Raw genomic sequence first — 17,167 nt, 5'->3', positions numbered from 1 at the left:
CGGTTATCTGGCCAGGCGAAATCATGCTGGACCGAGCGTTTTGGTGACCTCTTCGATCGCTGCCGACTCGGGTCCGGGCTGGGGCACGAAGGCTGTCGCCCGGTAGTACTTGAGCTCCCGGATCGACTCGCGAATGTCGGCGAGCGCCCGATGGGACAGGCCCTTCTCCGGCTGACCGAAGTAGATCCGCGGGTACCAGCGCCTGCACAGCTCCTTGATCGAACTGACGTCCACCATGCGGTAATGCAGGTACCCGTCGAGCTTGGGCATATCTCGCGTGATGAAGCCCCGATCGGTGGCGATCGAGTTGCCCGCCAAGGGGGCTGCGCCTGAGCTACCGATCTCTTTGCGCAGGTAGTCGAGGACCATCTTCTCGGCCTCTTCGACCGTCACCGTGGATTTGCGGACCTCCTCGGTGAGGCCCGAGGCCGCATGCATTTTCTTCACCACCGCGGGCATGGCAGCGAGGGCGTCGTCGTCGGCGTGGATGACCACGTCGACACCGTCCCCGAGGATGTTCAGTTCGCTGTCGGTGACAAGGGCTGCGATCTCGATGAGTTTGTCGCTGCCCAATTGCAGCCCGGTCATCTCGCAGTCGATCCACACAAGTTTGTCTTGCACCCTTGCACCTTAGTTCAGCGATAGTCTTTGCCAGCAGACCAGTCACCTGAGAGGACGGCCCACCGTGACCGAGCCAGTTTCGCCTGCCCGAGAAATCGCAGCCGGGTATGCCACCGACGGTGTCGCCCTCGAATTGGGGACAGTGGTCGTCGAGGGCAAGGCCGATGCCTCGGCGAAGGTCCGGATCCCGCTGGCGATGATGAACAGGCACGGGCTGATCGCCGGGGCCACGGGTACTGGCAAGACCAAGACGCTGCAAGTGATCGCCGAACAACTCTCGGCCGCCGGGGTTCCGGTGGTGATGGCCGACATCAAGGGAGATCTCTCCGGGTTGAGCCGGCCGGGCACGACCAACGACAAGGTTGCTGCCAGAGCTGCCGACACCGGCGACGACTGGACGCCGACGGCGTCTACTGTCGAGTTCGTCTCGCTGGGCACCGAAGGCATCGGTGTACCGATCCGAGCCACGATCACATCTTTCGGTCCGATCCTGCTGAGCAAGGTCCTGGGGCTCAACGCGACTCAAGAATCGGTTCTGGGCCTGATCTTCCACTGGGCGGACTCGCGAGGCCTGGCGCTGCTCGATCTGAAGGATCTGCGGGCGGTGATCGCCCACTTGCTCAGCGACGAGGGCAAGGCCGAACTCAAAGGCATCGGTGGGGTGTCCGCGGCGACGGCGGGGGTGATCCTGCGCGCGTTGACCAATCTGGAAGCAGACGGCGGTGACACTTTCTTCGGTGAGCCGGAGATCGACCCCGCTGATCTGCTGCGGGTGACCCCTGATGGGACCGGGGTGATCACACTGTTCGAACTGGGGCAGCAGGCCGCGCGGCCCGTGCTGTTCTCGACGTTCCTGATGTGGATCCTGGCCGACCTGTTCGAGTTCCTGCCCGAGGCGGGTGACATCGACAAACCCAAGTTGGTGTTCATCTTCGACGAATCCCACCTGCTCTTCACCGACTCTTCGAAAGCCTTCGAAGAGCAGGTGGTGCAGACCGTCAAGCTGATCCGCTCCAAGGGAGTGGGGGTCTTCTTCTGCTCGCAGCAGCCCACCGACATCCCCAACGATGTGCTCTCACAACTCGGTGCCCGGATCCAGCACGCGTTGCGCGCATTCACTCCAGATGACCAGAAGGCACTGTCGAAGACGGTCCGGACGTACCCCACCACGAAGACGTACGACCTCGAAAAGGCCCTGACGTCTCTGGGTACAGGAGAGGCGATCGTGACCGTCCTGTCGGAGAAGGGGGCGCCGACGCCGGTGGCGTGGACGATGTTGCGCGCACCACGATCGTTGATGGACACCATCGGGCCCGAGGCGATCGGTGCCGCCGCAACGTCGAGTGCACTGCAGGCCAAGTACGGGCAGACGATCGACCGTGAATCAGCCTACGAGAAGCTGAATGCGAAAGTGCTCGTCGAGCAGGCTGTGCCGCAGGCTCCGGTTCCGGCTCCGCACGCTCCGGCTCCCACGGCAAAGAAGGAGAAGGAAGAACCCGGGATGGTGCAAGAGGTGCTGGGCAACTCTGCGGTGAAGAGTTTTCTGCGCTCGGCAGCGTCGGCGGCGGGCCGGGAGATCACGAGGTCGATCTTCGGCACCGCTCGCCGCAAGCGCTGAATCAGTCGCCGAACTTGCGGTAGAAGCGGCCGACGATCGGGGCGGTCAGGTTTCTGGGAATGTAGCCCCCGGCGACGGACATCGACTTCGACAGCGCGCCAGGGACCACGCGCATCTTGTTGCGCTCCAGGGCATCGAGACTCGACTTCGCGACGTATTCGCTCGAGTTCCACAGGAAGTCGGGGACCACACGGTCAACGATGCTGGCTTCCTCGGGGGTGGGTGTCTGGGTCCGGACAGGGCCGGGTGCGAGCAGTGTGACGTGGACACCGTGGGCGGCGACCTCGCCGCGCAGAGATTCTGACAAGCTGTTCACGAACGCCTTGGACGCCGCATAGGTGGCGTTGTTGGGGATGGGCATGTTGCCTGCGGCCGAACCCACCATCAGGATCCCACCGGAACCCCGCTTGACCATCTGGGGGATCACCGCGAGGGTGAGATCGTGCACCGCAATGGTGTTGAGGCGGACCTGCGCCCGCTCGTATTCCGCGTCGAGCTCGGCCAGGGGGCCGAACGTGGCAATGCCGGCGTTGTTGCACAGGATGGAGATCTCACGACCGGCCAGCGCAGAGCACAGAGCGGTCGTGGCGTCCGGGTCGGACAGGTCGGTTGCCATCACCTCGACCTCGACGCCGAATCGTTTGGTCAGATCGACGGCCGTGTCCTGCAGGATCTCTTCCCGGCGGGCCACGAGGATCAGTGAATGACCACGGCGGGCCAATTCGGTGGCCAGAGCTTCACCGATTCCCGATGACGCTCCGGTGACCACGGCCCTGGCCGACGATGACGGTGCTGGAATACCCATGTCGCAGATCGTAACCGGCGGCGCGCCCACAAAGTCATCGCAATCGCTCTGGAAACCGGTACGAAAGGCCTCCGAGGGTCTATCCGCCCCCGGAGGCCTCCGGCATCACCAGTCTTGGAAAGACCGGTCAGACGATACTTGCCGCTACCTCTGTGCCCTGCCGGATCGCGCGCTTCGCATCGAGCTCTGCAGCGACATCGGCCCCGCCGATGACGTGGGTGTTGACGCCGCCCAGTGTCAATGGATCGACGAGATCGCGTACAGATTCCTGACCTGCGCAGACCACCACGGTCTCGACGTCCAGCACTCGGTGGATGCGCTCACCACCCTCTTCCTTGGGCGCGAAGCTCAGGTGCAGGCCCTCGTCGTCGATCTTGTCGTAGCTGGCGCCCGAGATCTGTTCCACGCCCTTCATCTTCACGGTCGCACGGTGCACCCAACCTGACGTCTTGCCGAGTGTTTTACCCTGGCGGCCGGGTTTGCGCTGCACCAAGAACACCGTGCGAACGGCGGGGGTGGGTCGCGGTCTACCGACGAAACCGGGGACGGTCAGATCGTCGGTGATGCCCCATTCGTGCTCCCACTCCTTGATGTTCAGGGTGGGGGAGTCGTCGACCGTCAAGAACTCCGTGACGTCGAAGCCGATACCCCCGGCGCCGATGACGGCGACGGTCTTACCGATTTCCTTGTGCCCCAAAACCGCTTCGGCGTAGGAGAGCACCTTGGGGTGATCGATACCCGGGATGTCGGGCATGCGCGGCGTCACGCCGGTGGCGACGACGACGTCATCGAACTTCTGCGCGATGAGGTCGTCGGCGCTCGCCCACGTGTTGAGGTGAACCTGCACTCCGGTGACAGTCAGCGCGGTGGTGAAATATCGAATCGTCTCCGAGAACTCTTCTTTACCCGGGATGCGAGCGGCGATCGAGAACTGACCTCCGATGCTCGGACCCGCTTCGTAGAGATGCACTTCGTGCCCACGTTTGGCCGCGGAGACTGCAGCGGCGAGTCCGGCGGGGCCCGCACCGACGACCGCGACCCGCTTGGAACGCTTGGTGAGGCCGAGGGTGAGTGTGGTCTCGCGGCCTGCCCGCGGGTTGAGCAGGCACGACACCTTCTTCCCGACGAACGCATGGTCGAGGCAGGCCTGATTGCAGGCGATGCAGGTGTTGATCTCGTCGCCGCGCCCTTCCTTGGCCTTGTTCGCGAACTCAGGGTCGGCCAGCAGTGGCCGGGCCATCGAGATGGCGTCCACCCGCCCGCCTTCGAGGATCTGCTCGCCGAGTTCGGGGGTGTTGATGCGGTTGGAGGCGATCAGCGGGATCGACACCTCTTCACGGAGCCGCTCGGTGTAGCTGACGAAGGCGCCGCGGGGGACAGAGGTAACGATGGTCGGCACCTGCGCCTCGTGCCAGCCGATGTCGGTATTGATCGCGTCGACGCCGTGCTGCTCGAGTTTGCGCGCGAGCAAAGCGATTTCGTCCCAGGTCTGGCCATCCTTGACCAGGTCGGCGATGGACTGGCGCATGATCACCATGAAGTCGGGCCCGACTCGCTTGCGAATCTCTTTGACGATCTCGACGACGATTCGCTGGCGATTCTCGGTGCTGCCGCCCCATTTGTCGGTGCGATTGTTGGTGCGAGTGCACAGGAAGGTGTTCAGTAGATAGCCTTCGCCGCCCATGATCTCGATGCCGTCGTAACCTGCGTCCTGGGCGAGTTTTGCGCACCGGCCGAACGACCAGATCGCGTGTTTGATGATCGCGTTGGTCATCTTGATCGGCTGGAACGGGTGAACCGGTGATTTCTCCCAGCTCACACCGAACTTGAACGGTGTGTAGCCGTAACGGCCGGCATAGAGGACCTGCATCGCGATCTTGCCGTCTTCTTTGTGCACTGCGCTGGTCAGTCGGCGATGCCGGATCACGTCGATCTTGTTGGTCAGCTTGCCGCCGAAGGGCATGAGCAGGCCGGCGCGGGTCGGGGCGATGCCGCCGGTGATGATGAGTCCGGCTCCGCCGCGGGCGCGTTCGGCGTAGTACGCGGCGAGTTTGTCGACGTCCCAGATCCGGTCCTCGAGGCCGGTGTGCATCGAACCCATGATGACGCGGTTCTTCAGTTCGACTTTGTTGATCGTCAACGGTTCGAACAACTTCGGGTATGGACTAGTCATGTGAGACCTTTCTTCGTCCGCGGGGGCTGGCCGCGATGTTCAGACTTGAGGCGTTCGGCTGACGACACTCTCGAGCGCGCTGATCACTTCGTCGCACCACTCGATGAAGCCGGCTTCGATGCGCACGCCACCGCGCAACACGAGGTACTGCTTGAGCTTGCGCAAGTTCAGGGAATCGGGATCGGGATAGTCGTCTTTCTCGAATTCTTGGTACAGACGCAGGCGCTCCTCATGGAGCGCGCGGTGACGCCGTAGTTCGGCGATGAGGTCAGGGAGGTCGGCGGCTTCGGCGGCGCGGATCTTCACGCCCAGCTCGTCGCGCAACTGGCGGGGTTCGGTGGGGGAGCTGACCCATTCCCTAAGGGCCACACGACCTTCCGCGGACAACGTGTAGACCTTCTTGTCCGGCCTTCCGTCTTGGGCGACCGATTCGTAGCTGACCAAACCATCGGCGTGCAGCTTTTTGAGCGTTCGGTAGATCTGCTGATGGGTGGCAGACCAGAAGTGGCCGATCGACCGGGTGAACTGCTGACCGATTTCGTAACCGGTCCCGGGTCGCTCAGCCAGCGAGGTCATGATCGCGTGTTCGAGGGCCACAGCAGCACCATACCAATGCAACAGGGCACTATGCAACAGTGTTCATATGCCCGAGGTGCATAGTTAGCGCGGTCGGTTCTACGCGGCGACCAGCTCACGCAGATGGGTCTCGACCTGGCTGGCCGAGGACGTGGTCAGCGTCAGAGATCTGACGCTCATCGGTGGGGCCAGCGACGTGTGCCGATGGCCGGTCGGGGTGGTGACGATCACCGAATGCCGGCTGCCCCCTGACGACGTGCTCTCGGAATGCCAACCCGGCGCCTGTTTGGCGTAATTGCATGGTTCACAGAGGCCCTGGCCGTTTTTGCCAGTGGTCGGACCGCCGCGTGCGTGCGGTTCGACGTGGTCGATATGCCGGATCGGAGCATCGCAGAATGGTGTTCGGCAGGTTTGGTCACGAAGCTGGATCAGAAGGGCGAGGGCTTTGGGGAATGTGCGCGCGACTGATTCCATCGCGACCAGGGCGCCTGTCGAGGGTCGGGCGTAGAGGCGACGCAACGCGAGTTCGGTGTCGCGCCCGGCGGCGGTGGCTATGAGTTGGCGCGCGATCTCGGCAGGGATGGGCCCGTAGTCCTGGACATGTGCTGCGCCGTTCGTCTTGCCCATCAGCGCAGAGTCCGACAACACCAGGTTCACCGTGATGGGAGGTCCGTCGACCGCGGCGCATCCGGTGACTCGCTCGAACAGGACGTCGGCCATGATCTGATCTCGCGAGCGTCCATCCCCCTCGGCGGTGTGGAGGTCGGCGGCACGGCGCAGCGCGGCGATCACCCCGACTCCTTTGGTGACTGGCAGCAAGGCGGTGACCGAGGCCATGCAATCAGGTGCGGGGCGTGAGGTGACCCTGCGGTCTTTCTCGGCTTTGCCGACGCGGGCGACCACTGCGTGTGGATCGAGCTCATACGCCAGGGCTTTCGCTCGCGCCTCGAGTTTCTTGTCGCCGATCCCGTGGAGGGCGGCTGGATCGCGGCACAGTTCCGCGTCGATGGCCTGTCGGTCGGCGAGGTCGAGGTATGCGGTTTCCCTGACGAGAATGGTGGCGCGCCATTCCGAGAGCAGGCCGGATCGGAGTGCGGCCATCGTGTAGGGCATCTCGTCGACCAGGGCGCGGGCGAAGCCCAGCATCCGACTCCCACGGCTGGGTGAGACGCGCGCGGCGAGTCCGACCTCTGAGGCCACACCCATTCCGATCTTGTTCTCCGGAAGTCCCTGCGCGCGATGCTCTGCGCGGCGTTTGACATCCAGATTCATAACCGCGCCGGCTTGCGCCGCCGCACATGATGCCTTGAGTTCTTCGGGGGCGGTGAGCTGGTCGACCGACTCCGTCGGCGATACGTCGAAGTCCAACTCTTGCAACAGCGTTCGCAGCCGCGATACCTCCCGTACATCGATCATGTTGCCCCCTGATGCTCGACATCGAATCTTTGTTCGAAGCCTAGATCAGTGGTCTGACAACACGTGCTATCCGGGAGGGGCGGCCATCAGGAAATGGCGTGATGGTGCTCGATGACACGGACCTCGTCGGTCCGCTCGCACGTGGCGTAGCCGCGGCGCTTGGCGAACAGTTCCCAGGATGGACGATTCGGGTCGGTGGGCAGGTCGATCGAGCTGCCGTCACCGAACTCGAGATGTAGTGCGCCATGATCGTCGCACTCGGCTACCTCGCAGTGGTGGCCGAGCATGGTGAAAATGGGGCGCTGCTCGGGGATCACCTGTGCGGGATCGATGTCGTCGTGGTCGATGCCGCGCCCGCCGACCGGTGGTGAGGTGAGTGAGAACGGCACCCACAACACCAGCTCGTGATGACCGTTGAAGAACAGGGTCAGATTGTCGTCGAACGTCAGGCGCTCGACGAAATGGCCTTGTATCCACAGTTGCATGGCAACCTCCGTGTGGTGGACGTCACATCCGACGGTATCACCGCAGTTCGGTTGTTCGTACTCGTGAGATCTCGCCGAGGTTGACCACCCGTGGACGGGTAGTCGTCGAACGCGGTGCCCCCGGCAGGACTCGAACCTGCGACCTAGAGATTAGAAGGCTCTTGCTCTATCCACCTGAGCTACGGAGGCATGCCGGTACAACCGGCGCGAGTGAGTATATCGGCCCCCGCTCGAGCGGGCGGACGCAAGTCACACCGGCGTGGTGCCTACCCTGAAAGAGTGAGTACGCCGAGCGCCGATTCGATCGACATCCGCCGTAGTGCCGCGGCGAGCATCGGTTGGGTGCTGGCCTGGGTCGCGGCCGCCGTTGCCATTGCTGTCACCGCCATCTCCGCGAGCAAGGCGCTGGATCTGGCCGGCGTCGGTGACCCCGGCGCGCTGACCCGCTACGGACTGCCCACCGTGCAGACGATCGGCGAGATCGGTGCCGTGGTGGCCGTGGGCGGGGCGCTGTTCGCAGCGTTCTTCGTTCCGCCGCAGCCCGACGGGGTTCTCGACGTCGGCGGGTACCGCGCAATCCGGTTCGCATCGGTGGGCGCGCTGGTCTGGGCTGTGGCGGCCCTGCTCATGATCCCGCTGACGATCTCGGATGCGTCCGGGTTCCCGTTGTCGGAGACCCTGACCGTCGATCGCATGACCACCGCCTTCGATCAGGTGGCCGACGCGCGATCGTGGTTGTGGACGGCGATCTTTGCGCTGATCTGCGCGATCGTCGCCCGGATCGCGTTGCGATGGACCTGGACCCTCATCACATTGCCCTTGGCGTTGCTGACGCTGATGCCCATAGCCATCGCGGGACACTCGTCGACCGGTGGAAGCCACGACGTCGCCACCAACAGCCTGATCCTGCACATCGCCGGCGCCTGCCTCTGGATGGGTGGGCTGTTCGCCCTGCTGGCCTACGCCCGCGGAGGCGGACAGTTCACCGCGCTGGCTGCACGGCGGTACTCGCGGGTCGCCTTCTGGTGCTTCATCGTCGTCGGAGCCAGTGGTGTGATCAACGCTCTGGTTCGCGTGCACCTCGACCAGCTGTTCACCGAGACCTATGGACAACTGGTGCTCGCCAAACTCGCTGCATTGATCGTCCTGGGCGGATTCGGAGCGTGGCACCGTCGCACGACGATCCCCGCCTTGTCCGGAGCCGACGACCGCAAGCCGCTCGTCAGATTCGCCTTCGTCGAATTACTCGTGTTCGCCGCGACCTTCGGCATCGCTGTCGGTCTCTCACGCACCCCGCCGCCGGCCAACGTCAACCCTGCCGACATGCCGGCCGCCGAACTGGTGCTCGGTTACCGGATCAACGAGGCGCCGACCTTCGGTGCCCTGTTGACCGACTGGCGCTTCGATCTGCTGTTCGGCACCCTGGCGATCGTCATGGCGGTCGTGTACCTGCGCGGCGTGATCAGGCTGCGTCGGCGCGGCGACTCGTGGCCGATCGGACGCACGATCACCTGGATGCTCGGCTGCGCAGCGTTGTTGTTCGCCACCTCGTCGGGGCTGGGGAAATACGCACCCGCGCTGTTCAGCATGCACATGATCGCGCACATGGTCTTGTCGATGCTGGTGCCGGTGCTGCTCGTGCTCGGAGGTCCGGTGACCCTGGCGCTGCGGGCGCTGTCGCCTGCCGGCCGGAACGCACCCCCGGGCCCTCGCGAGTGGATCCTGACCCTCCTGCACAGTCCGTTCTCCAGATTCATGACTCACCCGTTGGTTGCTTCGGTGCTGTTCGTCGGGAGCTACTACGTGCTCTACCTGGGTGGTTTGTTCGAGCTGCTGGCGGACTATCACGCGGCGCACGTCGCCATGAACTTGCACTTCATGGTCAGCGGCTACCTCTTCTACTGGGTCGTCATCGGGATCGACCCGGCGCCGCGGACGCTGTCCCCGGTGGCGAAGCTCGCGATGGTGTTCGGCTCACTGCCGTTCCACGCGTTCTTCGGTGTCGCTCTGATGAGCACCGACAACATCATCGCGCGCAACTACTACAACAGCCTGATGCTGCCGTGGAACCCCGACCTGATGAGTGACCAGCGCCTCGGTGGTGGCATCGCCTGGGCGGCGGGTGAGATCCCGCTGGTGTTGGTGATGCTCGCGCTGTTGGTGCAATGGAGCCGGCAGGATCAGCGTCAGGCGAAGCGATTCGACCGACGCGAAGAACGCGACGACGGTGCCGAGCTGGCAAGCTACAACGCGATGCTCGCCCAACTCTCCGGCCGGTCTCAGACCGCTGAGCAGACCAGCGCCCCTGATGAAGCGCAAACCCCCGGTCAGCCCCGGTCTACCGATCCCGCCGACGAGGTCGCGGAGACCGATGTCGACTCCTCGGGGACCCGCACCTGACGTCGCGATCTGCCGAGTTGTCCACAGTCGTGCGGACTTTCCACAGCAGACCTTGTTGGGCCCTCTGACCTCTCCGCGAGCGGTCATGCTGATCAGGCGAGTCAGTTCGTCGACCGGTGCAAGCCGGGACAATCACCAGGGGGAGAACATGTACGAGACATATACGACCGTGATCGGCACCGTCATCTCGCAACCGCGTCGTCGTCAGACGGCGGCGGGGGAGGACGTCTTCTCGTTCCGGATGGCGTGCAATTCACGGAGGCTGGACAAGCGCAACGGTGAGTGGGTAGACGGTCCCACCCTGTATCTGACAATCAGTTGCTGGAGGAAGCTCATCGACGGGGTGGTGTCGGTGGTGGCCAAGGGCAGACCGGTCATCGCCCATGGGCAGATCAAGACCAACGAGTACGTGGCCGACAACGGCGAGCGGCGGGCCGATCTCGAGATGACCGCGACGACCGTGGGGTTGGACCTCAGTCGCTGCGAGGTGACCTACGTCGGGGCCACCACCCGCGGCGGTCCGGGTCAGACTGTCACCGGACCGCCGGAGGCTGTGACGCAACCCGCTGCCGGGCACACCGACGCGGCCGCCGCCTGATCTCACTCCGCAGCGACCGGTACTTCCGGAGACAGTCGCCGCAGGCCGAGTGATCCGAACCCGACCACGTAGAGCAGGGTCCACAAGACCAGCCAGTCGATGAAGCCCAGGGCGTTTCCGCTGATACCGGGTGCTGCGGCCGGTTCGTGCAAGATGTGTTCGGCGGCGAATCGGTAGTAGAAGACGAAGGTCGCGACGGCCAGCGCCAACGTGACGCCGGTCCGGATCGCGAGGTTGGTGGCCGTGCCGAATCCGGTGGGACGGTTACCGAAAGCGTTGGCCCAGAAGATCATCCAGAAAGCCCAGCACACGCCCAGTTGGGCGGGATATTGGTGGAGGGTGTCGCCGAGGCCGTCCACGGTGAGAGAACCGAGCAGCACCCTGACCAGTGGTAGGGCGGCGAAATAGAGGAGCGTGCCGAACGCGACGTTGCCGATGGTCGCGGCCAGCGCAACGCGACCGGGACTGCCCGCGAGTCGCCACGGCCAGTTGTCCAGGGTCTGTCCGGTGAGGATGACCGAGACGATGATCGCGTAGAACCAGCCGAGCACGGTGTCGACCGACATCAGGGGGTCACCGCTACTCAGGGACACCGACGGTAAACCGATGACGAAATACAAGACCATGGTCGGTCCGGCGACGGCCGCGATCTCGGCGAGGCCTACTGCGGGTTGTTTCAGGCCGAGCTGGGGCCAGGGCCAGTGCTGCCAGTTCAGAACGGCCATCACGAAGGTCCCGAAACCGAACAGCACGAACAGTGCTCCCGTGAAATAACCGAGTCCACCGTCACGGCCGACTGCGAAGTCGGGATCGATGTGTCCCAGACCCTGGGCGAGCACCAGCGTCATACCGACTGAGAACAGCCCCGTCGCTGCGGCGATCGCGAGGCCGCGCCACGGCTGCCGAATGCGGTCGAAGCCGGCGAACTCGGCGTTGAAGCCGATGAACACCACGAACAGGATTGCCCAGAACAGTGCGGCGTTGAACGGGAGGGGATAAAAACTCCACGGACTGAGCTCGGGGTCGGCCAGCAGGTACCAGCTCGCCACCGACACCACCACCACAACCACAAGATTTGCGAGTCCGAACAAGACCCAGCGCGAAGGGACCTCGGCGCTGCCTTCCGGCGCGGGCGGATCGGGTGTCGGGTCCGCAGCGGGTGCGGGTGATCCCGCCGCCGGTGGTGTTCTTGTCGCCATCTCGATCTCCTTTGGTTGGTCAGATCAGCGCCGTAACCATGATCTGGATCACACCCGGGCCGGCAGGGTTGCGAGGGGTTGCAGTGGCGACGTCGTGCCGGACCGGTCGAATGCAACGCCCTGCAACCCTGTTGGGTTGTGCGCTGGCTCACATACCTTCAGCCCATCGATGGCATCCGCCATCGCCGAGCAAGGAGGCAGTGATGCAAGCAGCCGTCTACTACGGGCCGAACAAGCTCGAGGTCAACGACGTGCCGGAGCCGCACCCAGGGCCAGGTGAGGTGAAGATCAAGGTCGGATTCAACGGGATCTGCGGAACCGACCTGCACGAGTACTACGCCGGCCCGATCTTCATCCCGACCGAGCCCCATCCGTTGACGGGTCAGCAACTGCCGCTGGTGATGGGTCACGAGTTCTCGGGCACGATCACCGAGGTGGGCGAGGGGGTCACCGGCCATTCGCCGGGTGATCGGGTCGCCGTCGAGCCGCTTTACCGTTGCGACAACTGTCACTCGTGCCGTGCGGGCAACTACAACATCTGTGCGCAGATCGGCTTCCACGGTTTGATGTCCGACGGCGGCATGGCCGAATACACGGTGGTGCCCCAGCGGATGCTCCACAAGCTCCCCGACAACGTCTCGCTCGAACTCGGCGCTCTCGTCGAACCGATGTCGGTGGCGTACCACGCAGCGTCGCTGGGCGATGTGCATCCGGGTGAGACCGCGATGGTCTTCGGGGCCGGCCCGATCGGCATCGGTCTGTGGTTTGCGCTTACCGGGATGGGTCTGGAGGACGTCTACGTCGTCGAGCCATCGTCGACCAGACGTGCGGCGATCGAGGTGCTGGGAGCCCGGACGCTCGACCCCACGGCGGTGGACGTCCCCGGATTCATCGCAGACACCACAGGTGGCCGTGGCGCGGACGCCGCCTACGACGCCGCCGGTGTGGAGCCTGCCGTGCAGACGGCTCTCGCCTGCATCGGCGCCCGATCCCCGATGGTGAGTGTCGCCATCTACGAAAAGCCCCTGACCACACCGCTTCTCAATCTGGTGATGAACGAGTCCCGGATCCAGGGTTCGTTGTGTTACACCTCTGCCGACTATGAGGCCGTGATCGGCCTCATGTCCCAGGGCCGTTACGACACCACCGGATGGGTCAGCACGATCGCTCTGGAGGACGTGCTCGACGAGGGCTTCGAAGCTCTCCACGCCGGCACCAAGATGAAGGTTCTGATCGATCCGTCTGCGCAGGTGCTCCGATGAGCCTGGACGGAAGGGTCGCCCTGATCACGGGCGGGGGCCAGGGGATTGGTCGCGGTATCGCCCTGCGTCTCGCCCGCGATGGCGCCGACATCGCTCTGGTGGACGTGAATGCCGAAGGCATCATGTCGGTGGCCGCCGAAATCCGCGAAATCGGCAGGAAAGCGGAAACGATCGAGGCGGATGTGGCCGACCGCGATCAGGTGTTCGCGGCGGTCGATTCCGCTGCCGTCGCGCTCGGCGGTCTCGACATCGTGGTGAACAACGCTGGCATCGCCCAGGTCTCACCGCTGGACGACGTGACACCGGCGCAATTGTCGAAGATCTGGGCGATCAATGTCGACGGTGTCCTGTGGGGTATCCAGGCTGCGGCGGCGAAGTTCCGACAACTCGGCCATGGCGGCAAGATCATCAATGCGTCGTCGATCGCGGGCCACGACGGGTTTGCGATGCTCGGTGTCTACAGCGCGACGAAGTTCGCGGTTCGAGCGCTGACCCAGGCCGCAGCGAAAGAGTATGCCTCGGAGAAGATCACGGTGAACGCCTATTGCCCTGGCGTGGTGGGCACGGACATGTGGGTGACCATCGATCAGCGCTTCGCTGATCTCACCGGTGCACCGGTCGGCGCCACCTACGAGAAGTTCGTCGAGGGTATTGCACTCGGGCGCGCGGAGACCGCCGAGGACGTCGCGTCTTTCGTGTCGTATCTCGCCGGAGCCGACGCGGACTACATGACGGGACAGTCGGTGATGATCGACGGCGGACTGGTCTACCGCTAGGTGGGTACCGACATCGAACCGGCAGTTCCCGCAGGCGAGGACCCGCGCAGTTACGCGCAGGTCCTCGCCGAGGTCTACGACGCGACGATGGCCGGCGGCAAGTCGCCGGCACGGCCGCGGGATCTGATCAGCGCCTCCTGGCTCCGGCTGCGGCGCGGAGGGGTCGATCCCGACGCGGTGCGGCCGCGACCGATCGTCGCCGACCTGGAGCTGCGACGACGCGAATCGGGGTTGGCGCCGCTGCTGCCCGATCTGATCGGAGGCCTCGCCGCTGCGACCGCGGGCGGTGACAACATCGTGGTGGTCACCGACAGTCATGGAAAGGTGCTGTGGCGTCGTGGTGCTCGGGCAGTCCTGCACCGGGCCGATCGGCTCGGCTTTGTCGAAGGAGCCGATTGGGCCGAAGACTCCGCGGGAACCAACGCGATCGGGACGGCGCTGGTGTCCCGCACAGCTGTCCAGATCTTTTCTGCCGAACACTTTCTGCGAAGTCATCATGCCTGGACCTGCTCAGGTGCACCCATCCGGGATCCGCGCGATGGCCGGCTGCTGGGTGCGATCGACGTGAGCGGGCCGGCGAACACGGTGGCGCCGATCGTGCTGGCCCTGGTGGACGCGGTGGCCCGACTCGCCGAGTCGAGCCTTCGAGAACAGCACCGTCGTCAGCTGGACGGTCTGCGGTCGGTCGCTGCGCCGCTGCTCGCCTCGGCACACCGGCCGGCGCTGGCCGTGGACAACCATGGGTGGGTCGCGGCGGTGGGTAGGACCGTCGATCGTGGTCGCATTGCGCTCCCGACACTCGTGCAGGCCGGTACGGCGTGGCTGCCGGAGCTCGGCGTGTGTGATGTGGAGCCACTTCCCGGGGGTTGGCTCGTGCTGCCCACCGAGGACGATCCGGGGACGATCGGCGCTCGTTCCCGGGTGCGTCTGGATCTCCGCGATCCCCACCACAGCAGCGTCCACGTCCAGACGGAACTGGGGTCGTGGTCGCACGAGCTGTCGCCACGGCACGCGGAGATCCTCTTCCTGCTGGCGGTGACGCCTGGCGGGACCTCGGCCGCCGAACTCGCCGCGGACATCTTCGGCGACCGGGGCCGGGCGATCACCGTACGCGCCGAGATGTCGCGGTTGAGGAAGTACCTGGTCGGCGTTCTCGCTGCGCAGCCCTACCGGTTCGCAGACGAGGTGGCAGTGGATCTGGTGTTTCCAGCCGACCGTTCGCGCCTGCTCCCGCACTCCCTGGCAGTGACGATCGGGCGCCACCGATCTGTCATGGCCGACGAGTAGGCTCGCCCGGGCCGGCGGGGCAGCGATGACCCACTACGCTGGAGGAGTTGCCGATTGCTGCAGGCGCAGTCGATCGGCCCGCCAAACCGCGGTGACACTTGCGATCAGGTAGAGAGGCCATAACGTGGCAGAGTTCATTTACACAATGAAAAAGGTGCGAAAAGCACACGGCGACAAGGTGATTCTCGACGATGTCACCATGTCGTTCTATCCCGGCGCCAAGATCGGGGTGGTGGGTCCCAACGGTGCCGGTAAATCGTCCATCCTGAAGATCATGGCCGGCATCGACCAGCCGTCCAATGGTGAGGCGTTCCTCGATCCCGGCGCGAGCGTCGGCATCCTCATGCAGGAACCCAAGCTCAACGAAGAGAAAACTGTCCGGCAGAACGTCGAAGAGGGCATGGGCCTGATCAAGGAGCAGCTCGATCGGTTCAACGAGATCGCCGAACTGATGGCCACCGACTACTCGGACGAGCTCATGGAAGAGATGGGCAAGTTGCAGGAGGCGCTGGACCACGGTGACGCCTGGGACCTCGACTCCCAGCTGGAGCAGGCGATGGACGCTCTGCGGTGCCCGCCCGCAGACGAGCCCGTCACCCACCTGTCCGGTGGTGAGCGTCGCCGTGTCGCCCTGTGCAAGCTGCTGCTGCAGAAGCCTGACCTGCTGCTCCTCGACGAGCCCACCAACCACTTGGACGCCGAGAGCGTGCTGTGGCTCGAGCAGTACCTGGCGTCATACCCCGGCGCGGTGCTGGCCGTCACTCACGACCGTTACTTTCTCGATCACGTTGCGCAGTGGATCTGTGAGGTCGATCGCGGCAAGCTGCACCCGTACGAGGGCAACTACTCCACATACCTGGAGAAGAAGGCCGAGCGCCTCGAGGTCCAGGGCAAGAAGGACCAGAAGCTGCAGCGCCGCCTCAAGGAAGAGCTCGCCTGGGTACGTTCGGGATCGAAGGCACGTCAGACCAAGAACAAGGCGCGCCTGGGTCGGTACGAGGAGATGGCCGCCGAAGCCGACAAGATGCGCAAGCTCGATTTCGAGGAGATCCAGATCCCGACGCCGCCGCGTCTCGGCGATGTGGTCGTCAACGTCAAGAACCTCGACAAGGGATTCGACGGCCGGGTACTCATCAAAGACCTGTCGTTCACTTTGCCCCGAAACGGCATCGTCGGCGTCATCGGACCGAACGGTGTCGGTAAGACCACGCTTTTCAAGACCATCGTGGGTCTGGAAGAGCCGGATTCCGGCGAAGTGAAGGTCGGCGAGACGGTCCGGCTCAGCTATGTCGACCAGAACCGCGCCAACATCGACCCCAAGAAGAACGTCTGGGAGGTCGTCTCCGACGGACTCGACTTCATCGAGGTCGGCCAGAACGAGATGCCTTCGCGCGCCTACGTCAGTGCGTTCGGCTTCAAGGGCCCGGATCAGCAGAAGAAGGCCGAGGTGCTCTCCGGTGGCGAGCGGAACCGCCTGAATCTCGCCCTGACCCTCAAAGAGGGCGGAAACCTGATCCTGCTCGACGAGCCCACCAACGACCTCGACGTCGAGACCCTCGGCTCGCTGGAGAATGCCCTCGAGCTGTTCCCCGGGTGCGCCGTGGTCATCTCGCACGACCGCTGGTTCCTCGACCGGACGTGTACCCACATCTTGGCGTGGGAAGGCAACGTCGAAGAAGGCAAATGGTTCTGGTTCGAGGGCAACTTCGAGGCGTACGAGGCGAACAAGATCGACCGTCTCGGTGCGGATGCGGCCCGTCCTCATTCGGTGACACACCGGAAGCTGACCCGGGATTAAGCATCCCGGGCCGGTGGCCATCACTACCATTTGAAGTCAGACCCCACGGAGATCCCGTGGGTGACCGATCAACTGCGGGAGTGACGGCGATGACCGGATCGACACAGTCTGATCTGACGGATTCTGTTCTCGAGAATTTGTCGGCGCCTGTGA

Annotated in this window: 14 protein-coding genes and 1 tRNA gene; 7 read left to right on the top strand and 8 right to left on the bottom strand. The window is 64.3% G+C overall.

Annotated elements, in window-relative coordinates; all coding sequences use genetic code 11:
• Positions 1-21: 21 nt before the first annotated feature.
• Entirely contained in the window at positions 22-621 is a 600-nt protein-coding gene (orn, locus tag BH683_RS23500; protein WP_084838668.1) for an oligoribonuclease, read from the bottom strand.
• A 64-nt stretch (positions 622-685) separates the two neighbouring features.
• Here orn and BH683_RS23495 point away from each other — a divergent pair, with 64 nt between their 5' ends.
• The gene (locus tag BH683_RS23495) at positions 686-2,239 is read left to right on the top strand and encodes a helicase HerA-like domain-containing protein (protein ID WP_084838667.1); all 1,554 of its coding nucleotides are present in this window, start codon (positions 686-688) and stop codon (positions 2,237-2,239) included.
• A gap of 1 nt (position 2,240) precedes the next feature.
• On the opposite strand, the gene cmrA is transcribed toward BH683_RS23495, so the two are convergent.
• The 6 genes from cmrA to BH683_RS23465 all read right to left on the bottom strand — a co-directional run bounded on the left by cmrA (position 2,241) and on the right by BH683_RS23465 (position 7,883).
• On the bottom strand, positions 2,241-3,044 hold the full coding sequence (gene cmrA / locus BH683_RS23490) for a mycolate reductase (protein ID WP_084838666.1): 804 nt from the start codon (positions 3,042-3,044) through the stop codon (positions 2,241-2,243).
• A gap of 127 nt (positions 3,045-3,171) precedes the next feature.
• Entirely contained in the window at positions 3,172-5,217 is a 2,046-nt protein-coding gene (locus tag BH683_RS23485; protein WP_084838665.1) for an NADPH-dependent 2,4-dienoyl-CoA reductase, read from the bottom strand.
• A 39-nt stretch (positions 5,218-5,256) separates the two neighbouring features.
• On the bottom strand, positions 5,257-5,814 hold the full coding sequence (locus BH683_RS23480) for a PadR family transcriptional regulator (RefSeq protein WP_084838664.1): 558 nt from the start codon (positions 5,812-5,814) through the stop codon (positions 5,257-5,259).
• 78 nt (positions 5,815-5,892) lie between these two features.
• Positions 5,893-7,209 carry an HNH endonuclease signature motif containing protein gene (locus tag BH683_RS23475; RefSeq protein ID WP_084838663.1) on the bottom strand — a complete coding sequence of 439 codons (1,317 nt, stop codon included), beginning with the start codon at positions 7,207-7,209 and terminating at the stop codon, positions 5,893-5,895.
• A gap of 86 nt (positions 7,210-7,295) precedes the next feature.
• On the bottom strand, positions 7,296-7,694 hold the full coding sequence (locus BH683_RS23470) for a DUF6188 family protein (RefSeq protein WP_084838662.1): 399 nt from the start codon (positions 7,692-7,694) through the stop codon (positions 7,296-7,298).
• A gap of 115 nt (positions 7,695-7,809) precedes the next feature.
• Positions 7,810-7,883 (bottom strand) — tRNA-Arg (locus tag BH683_RS23465).
• 153 nt (positions 7,884-8,036) lie between these two features.
• Here BH683_RS23465 and BH683_RS23460 point away from each other — a divergent pair.
• A complete protein-coding gene (locus BH683_RS23460) occupies positions 8,037-10,094 on the top strand; it encodes a cytochrome c oxidase assembly protein (protein WP_246833552.1) in 2,058 nt (685 codons plus the stop codon).
• 148 nt (positions 10,095-10,242) lie between these two features.
• Positions 10,243-10,692, top strand: coding sequence for a single-stranded DNA-binding protein (locus tag BH683_RS23455; RefSeq protein ID WP_084838732.1), 450 nt, complete (start codon positions 10,243-10,245; stop codon positions 10,690-10,692).
• A 2-nt stretch (positions 10,693-10,694) separates the two neighbouring features.
• On the opposite strand, the gene BH683_RS23450 is transcribed toward BH683_RS23455, so the two are convergent.
• Positions 10,695-11,891 carry a hypothetical protein gene (locus tag BH683_RS23450; protein ID WP_084838660.1) on the bottom strand — a complete coding sequence of 399 codons (1,197 nt, stop codon included), beginning with the start codon at positions 11,889-11,891 and terminating at the stop codon, positions 10,695-10,697.
• A gap of 203 nt (positions 11,892-12,094) precedes the next feature.
• Here BH683_RS23450 and BH683_RS23445 point away from each other — a divergent pair, with 203 nt between their 5' ends.
• The 4 genes from BH683_RS23445 (at position 12,095) to ettA (ending at position 17,014) form a co-directional block, all read left to right on the top strand.
• Positions 12,095-13,153: a 2,3-butanediol dehydrogenase gene (locus tag BH683_RS23445; protein WP_084838659.1), complete on the top strand. Its 1,059-nt coding sequence runs from the start codon at positions 12,095-12,097 to the stop codon at positions 13,151-13,153.
• Positions 13,150-13,929 (top strand): acetoin reductase, encoded by a 780-nt coding sequence (locus BH683_RS23440; RefSeq protein WP_084838658.1) that lies wholly within the window; start codon positions 13,150-13,152, stop codon positions 13,927-13,929. Before BH683_RS23445 ends, BH683_RS23440 begins: the two co-directional genes overlap by 4 nt.
• Positions 13,930-15,216: a GAF domain-containing protein gene (locus BH683_RS23435; RefSeq protein WP_246833540.1), complete on the top strand. Its 1,287-nt coding sequence runs from the start codon at positions 13,930-13,932 to the stop codon at positions 15,214-15,216.
• 124 nt (positions 15,217-15,340) lie between these two features.
• A complete protein-coding gene (gene ettA / locus BH683_RS23430) occupies positions 15,341-17,014 on the top strand; it encodes an energy-dependent translational throttle protein EttA (protein ID WP_084838657.1) in 1,674 nt (557 codons plus the stop codon).
• The last annotated feature ends 153 nt before the right edge of the window (positions 17,015-17,167 follow it).

The organism is Williamsia sp. 1138 (assembly GCF_002095435.2).
In the GTDB taxonomy this organism is placed as follows: domain Bacteria; phylum Actinomycetota; class Actinomycetes; order Mycobacteriales; family Mycobacteriaceae; genus Williamsia.
Note: the sequence above shows the minus strand (reverse complement) of the source record. Positions and strands in the feature narration are given on the sequence as shown.

Coding starts and splice junctions, on each gene's coding strand:
- cmrA (WP_084838666.1), bottom strand. CDS start 3,044: ATGGGTATTCCAGCACCGTCATCGTCGGCCAGGGCCGTGGTCACCGGA.
- BH683_RS23485 (WP_084838665.1), bottom strand. CDS start 5,217: ATGACTAGTCCATACCCGAAGTTGTTCGAACCGTTGACGATCAACAAA.
- BH683_RS23475 (WP_084838663.1), bottom strand. CDS start 7,209: ATGATCGATGTACGGGAGGTATCGCGGCTGCGAACGCTGTTGCAAGAG.
- BH683_RS23470 (WP_084838662.1), bottom strand. CDS start 7,694: ATGCAACTGTGGATACAAGGCCATTTCGTCGAGCGCCTGACGTTCGAC.
- BH683_RS23455 (WP_084838732.1), top strand. CDS start 10,243: ATGTACGAGACATATACGACCGTGATCGGCACCGTCATCTCGCAACCG.
- BH683_RS23450 (WP_084838660.1), bottom strand. CDS start 11,891: ATGGCGACAAGAACACCACCGGCGGCGGGATCACCCGCACCCGCTGCG.
- BH683_RS23445 (WP_084838659.1), top strand. CDS start 12,095: ATGCAAGCAGCCGTCTACTACGGGCCGAACAAGCTCGAGGTCAACGAC.
- BH683_RS23440 (WP_084838658.1), top strand. CDS start 13,150: ATGAGCCTGGACGGAAGGGTCGCCCTGATCACGGGCGGGGGCCAGGGG.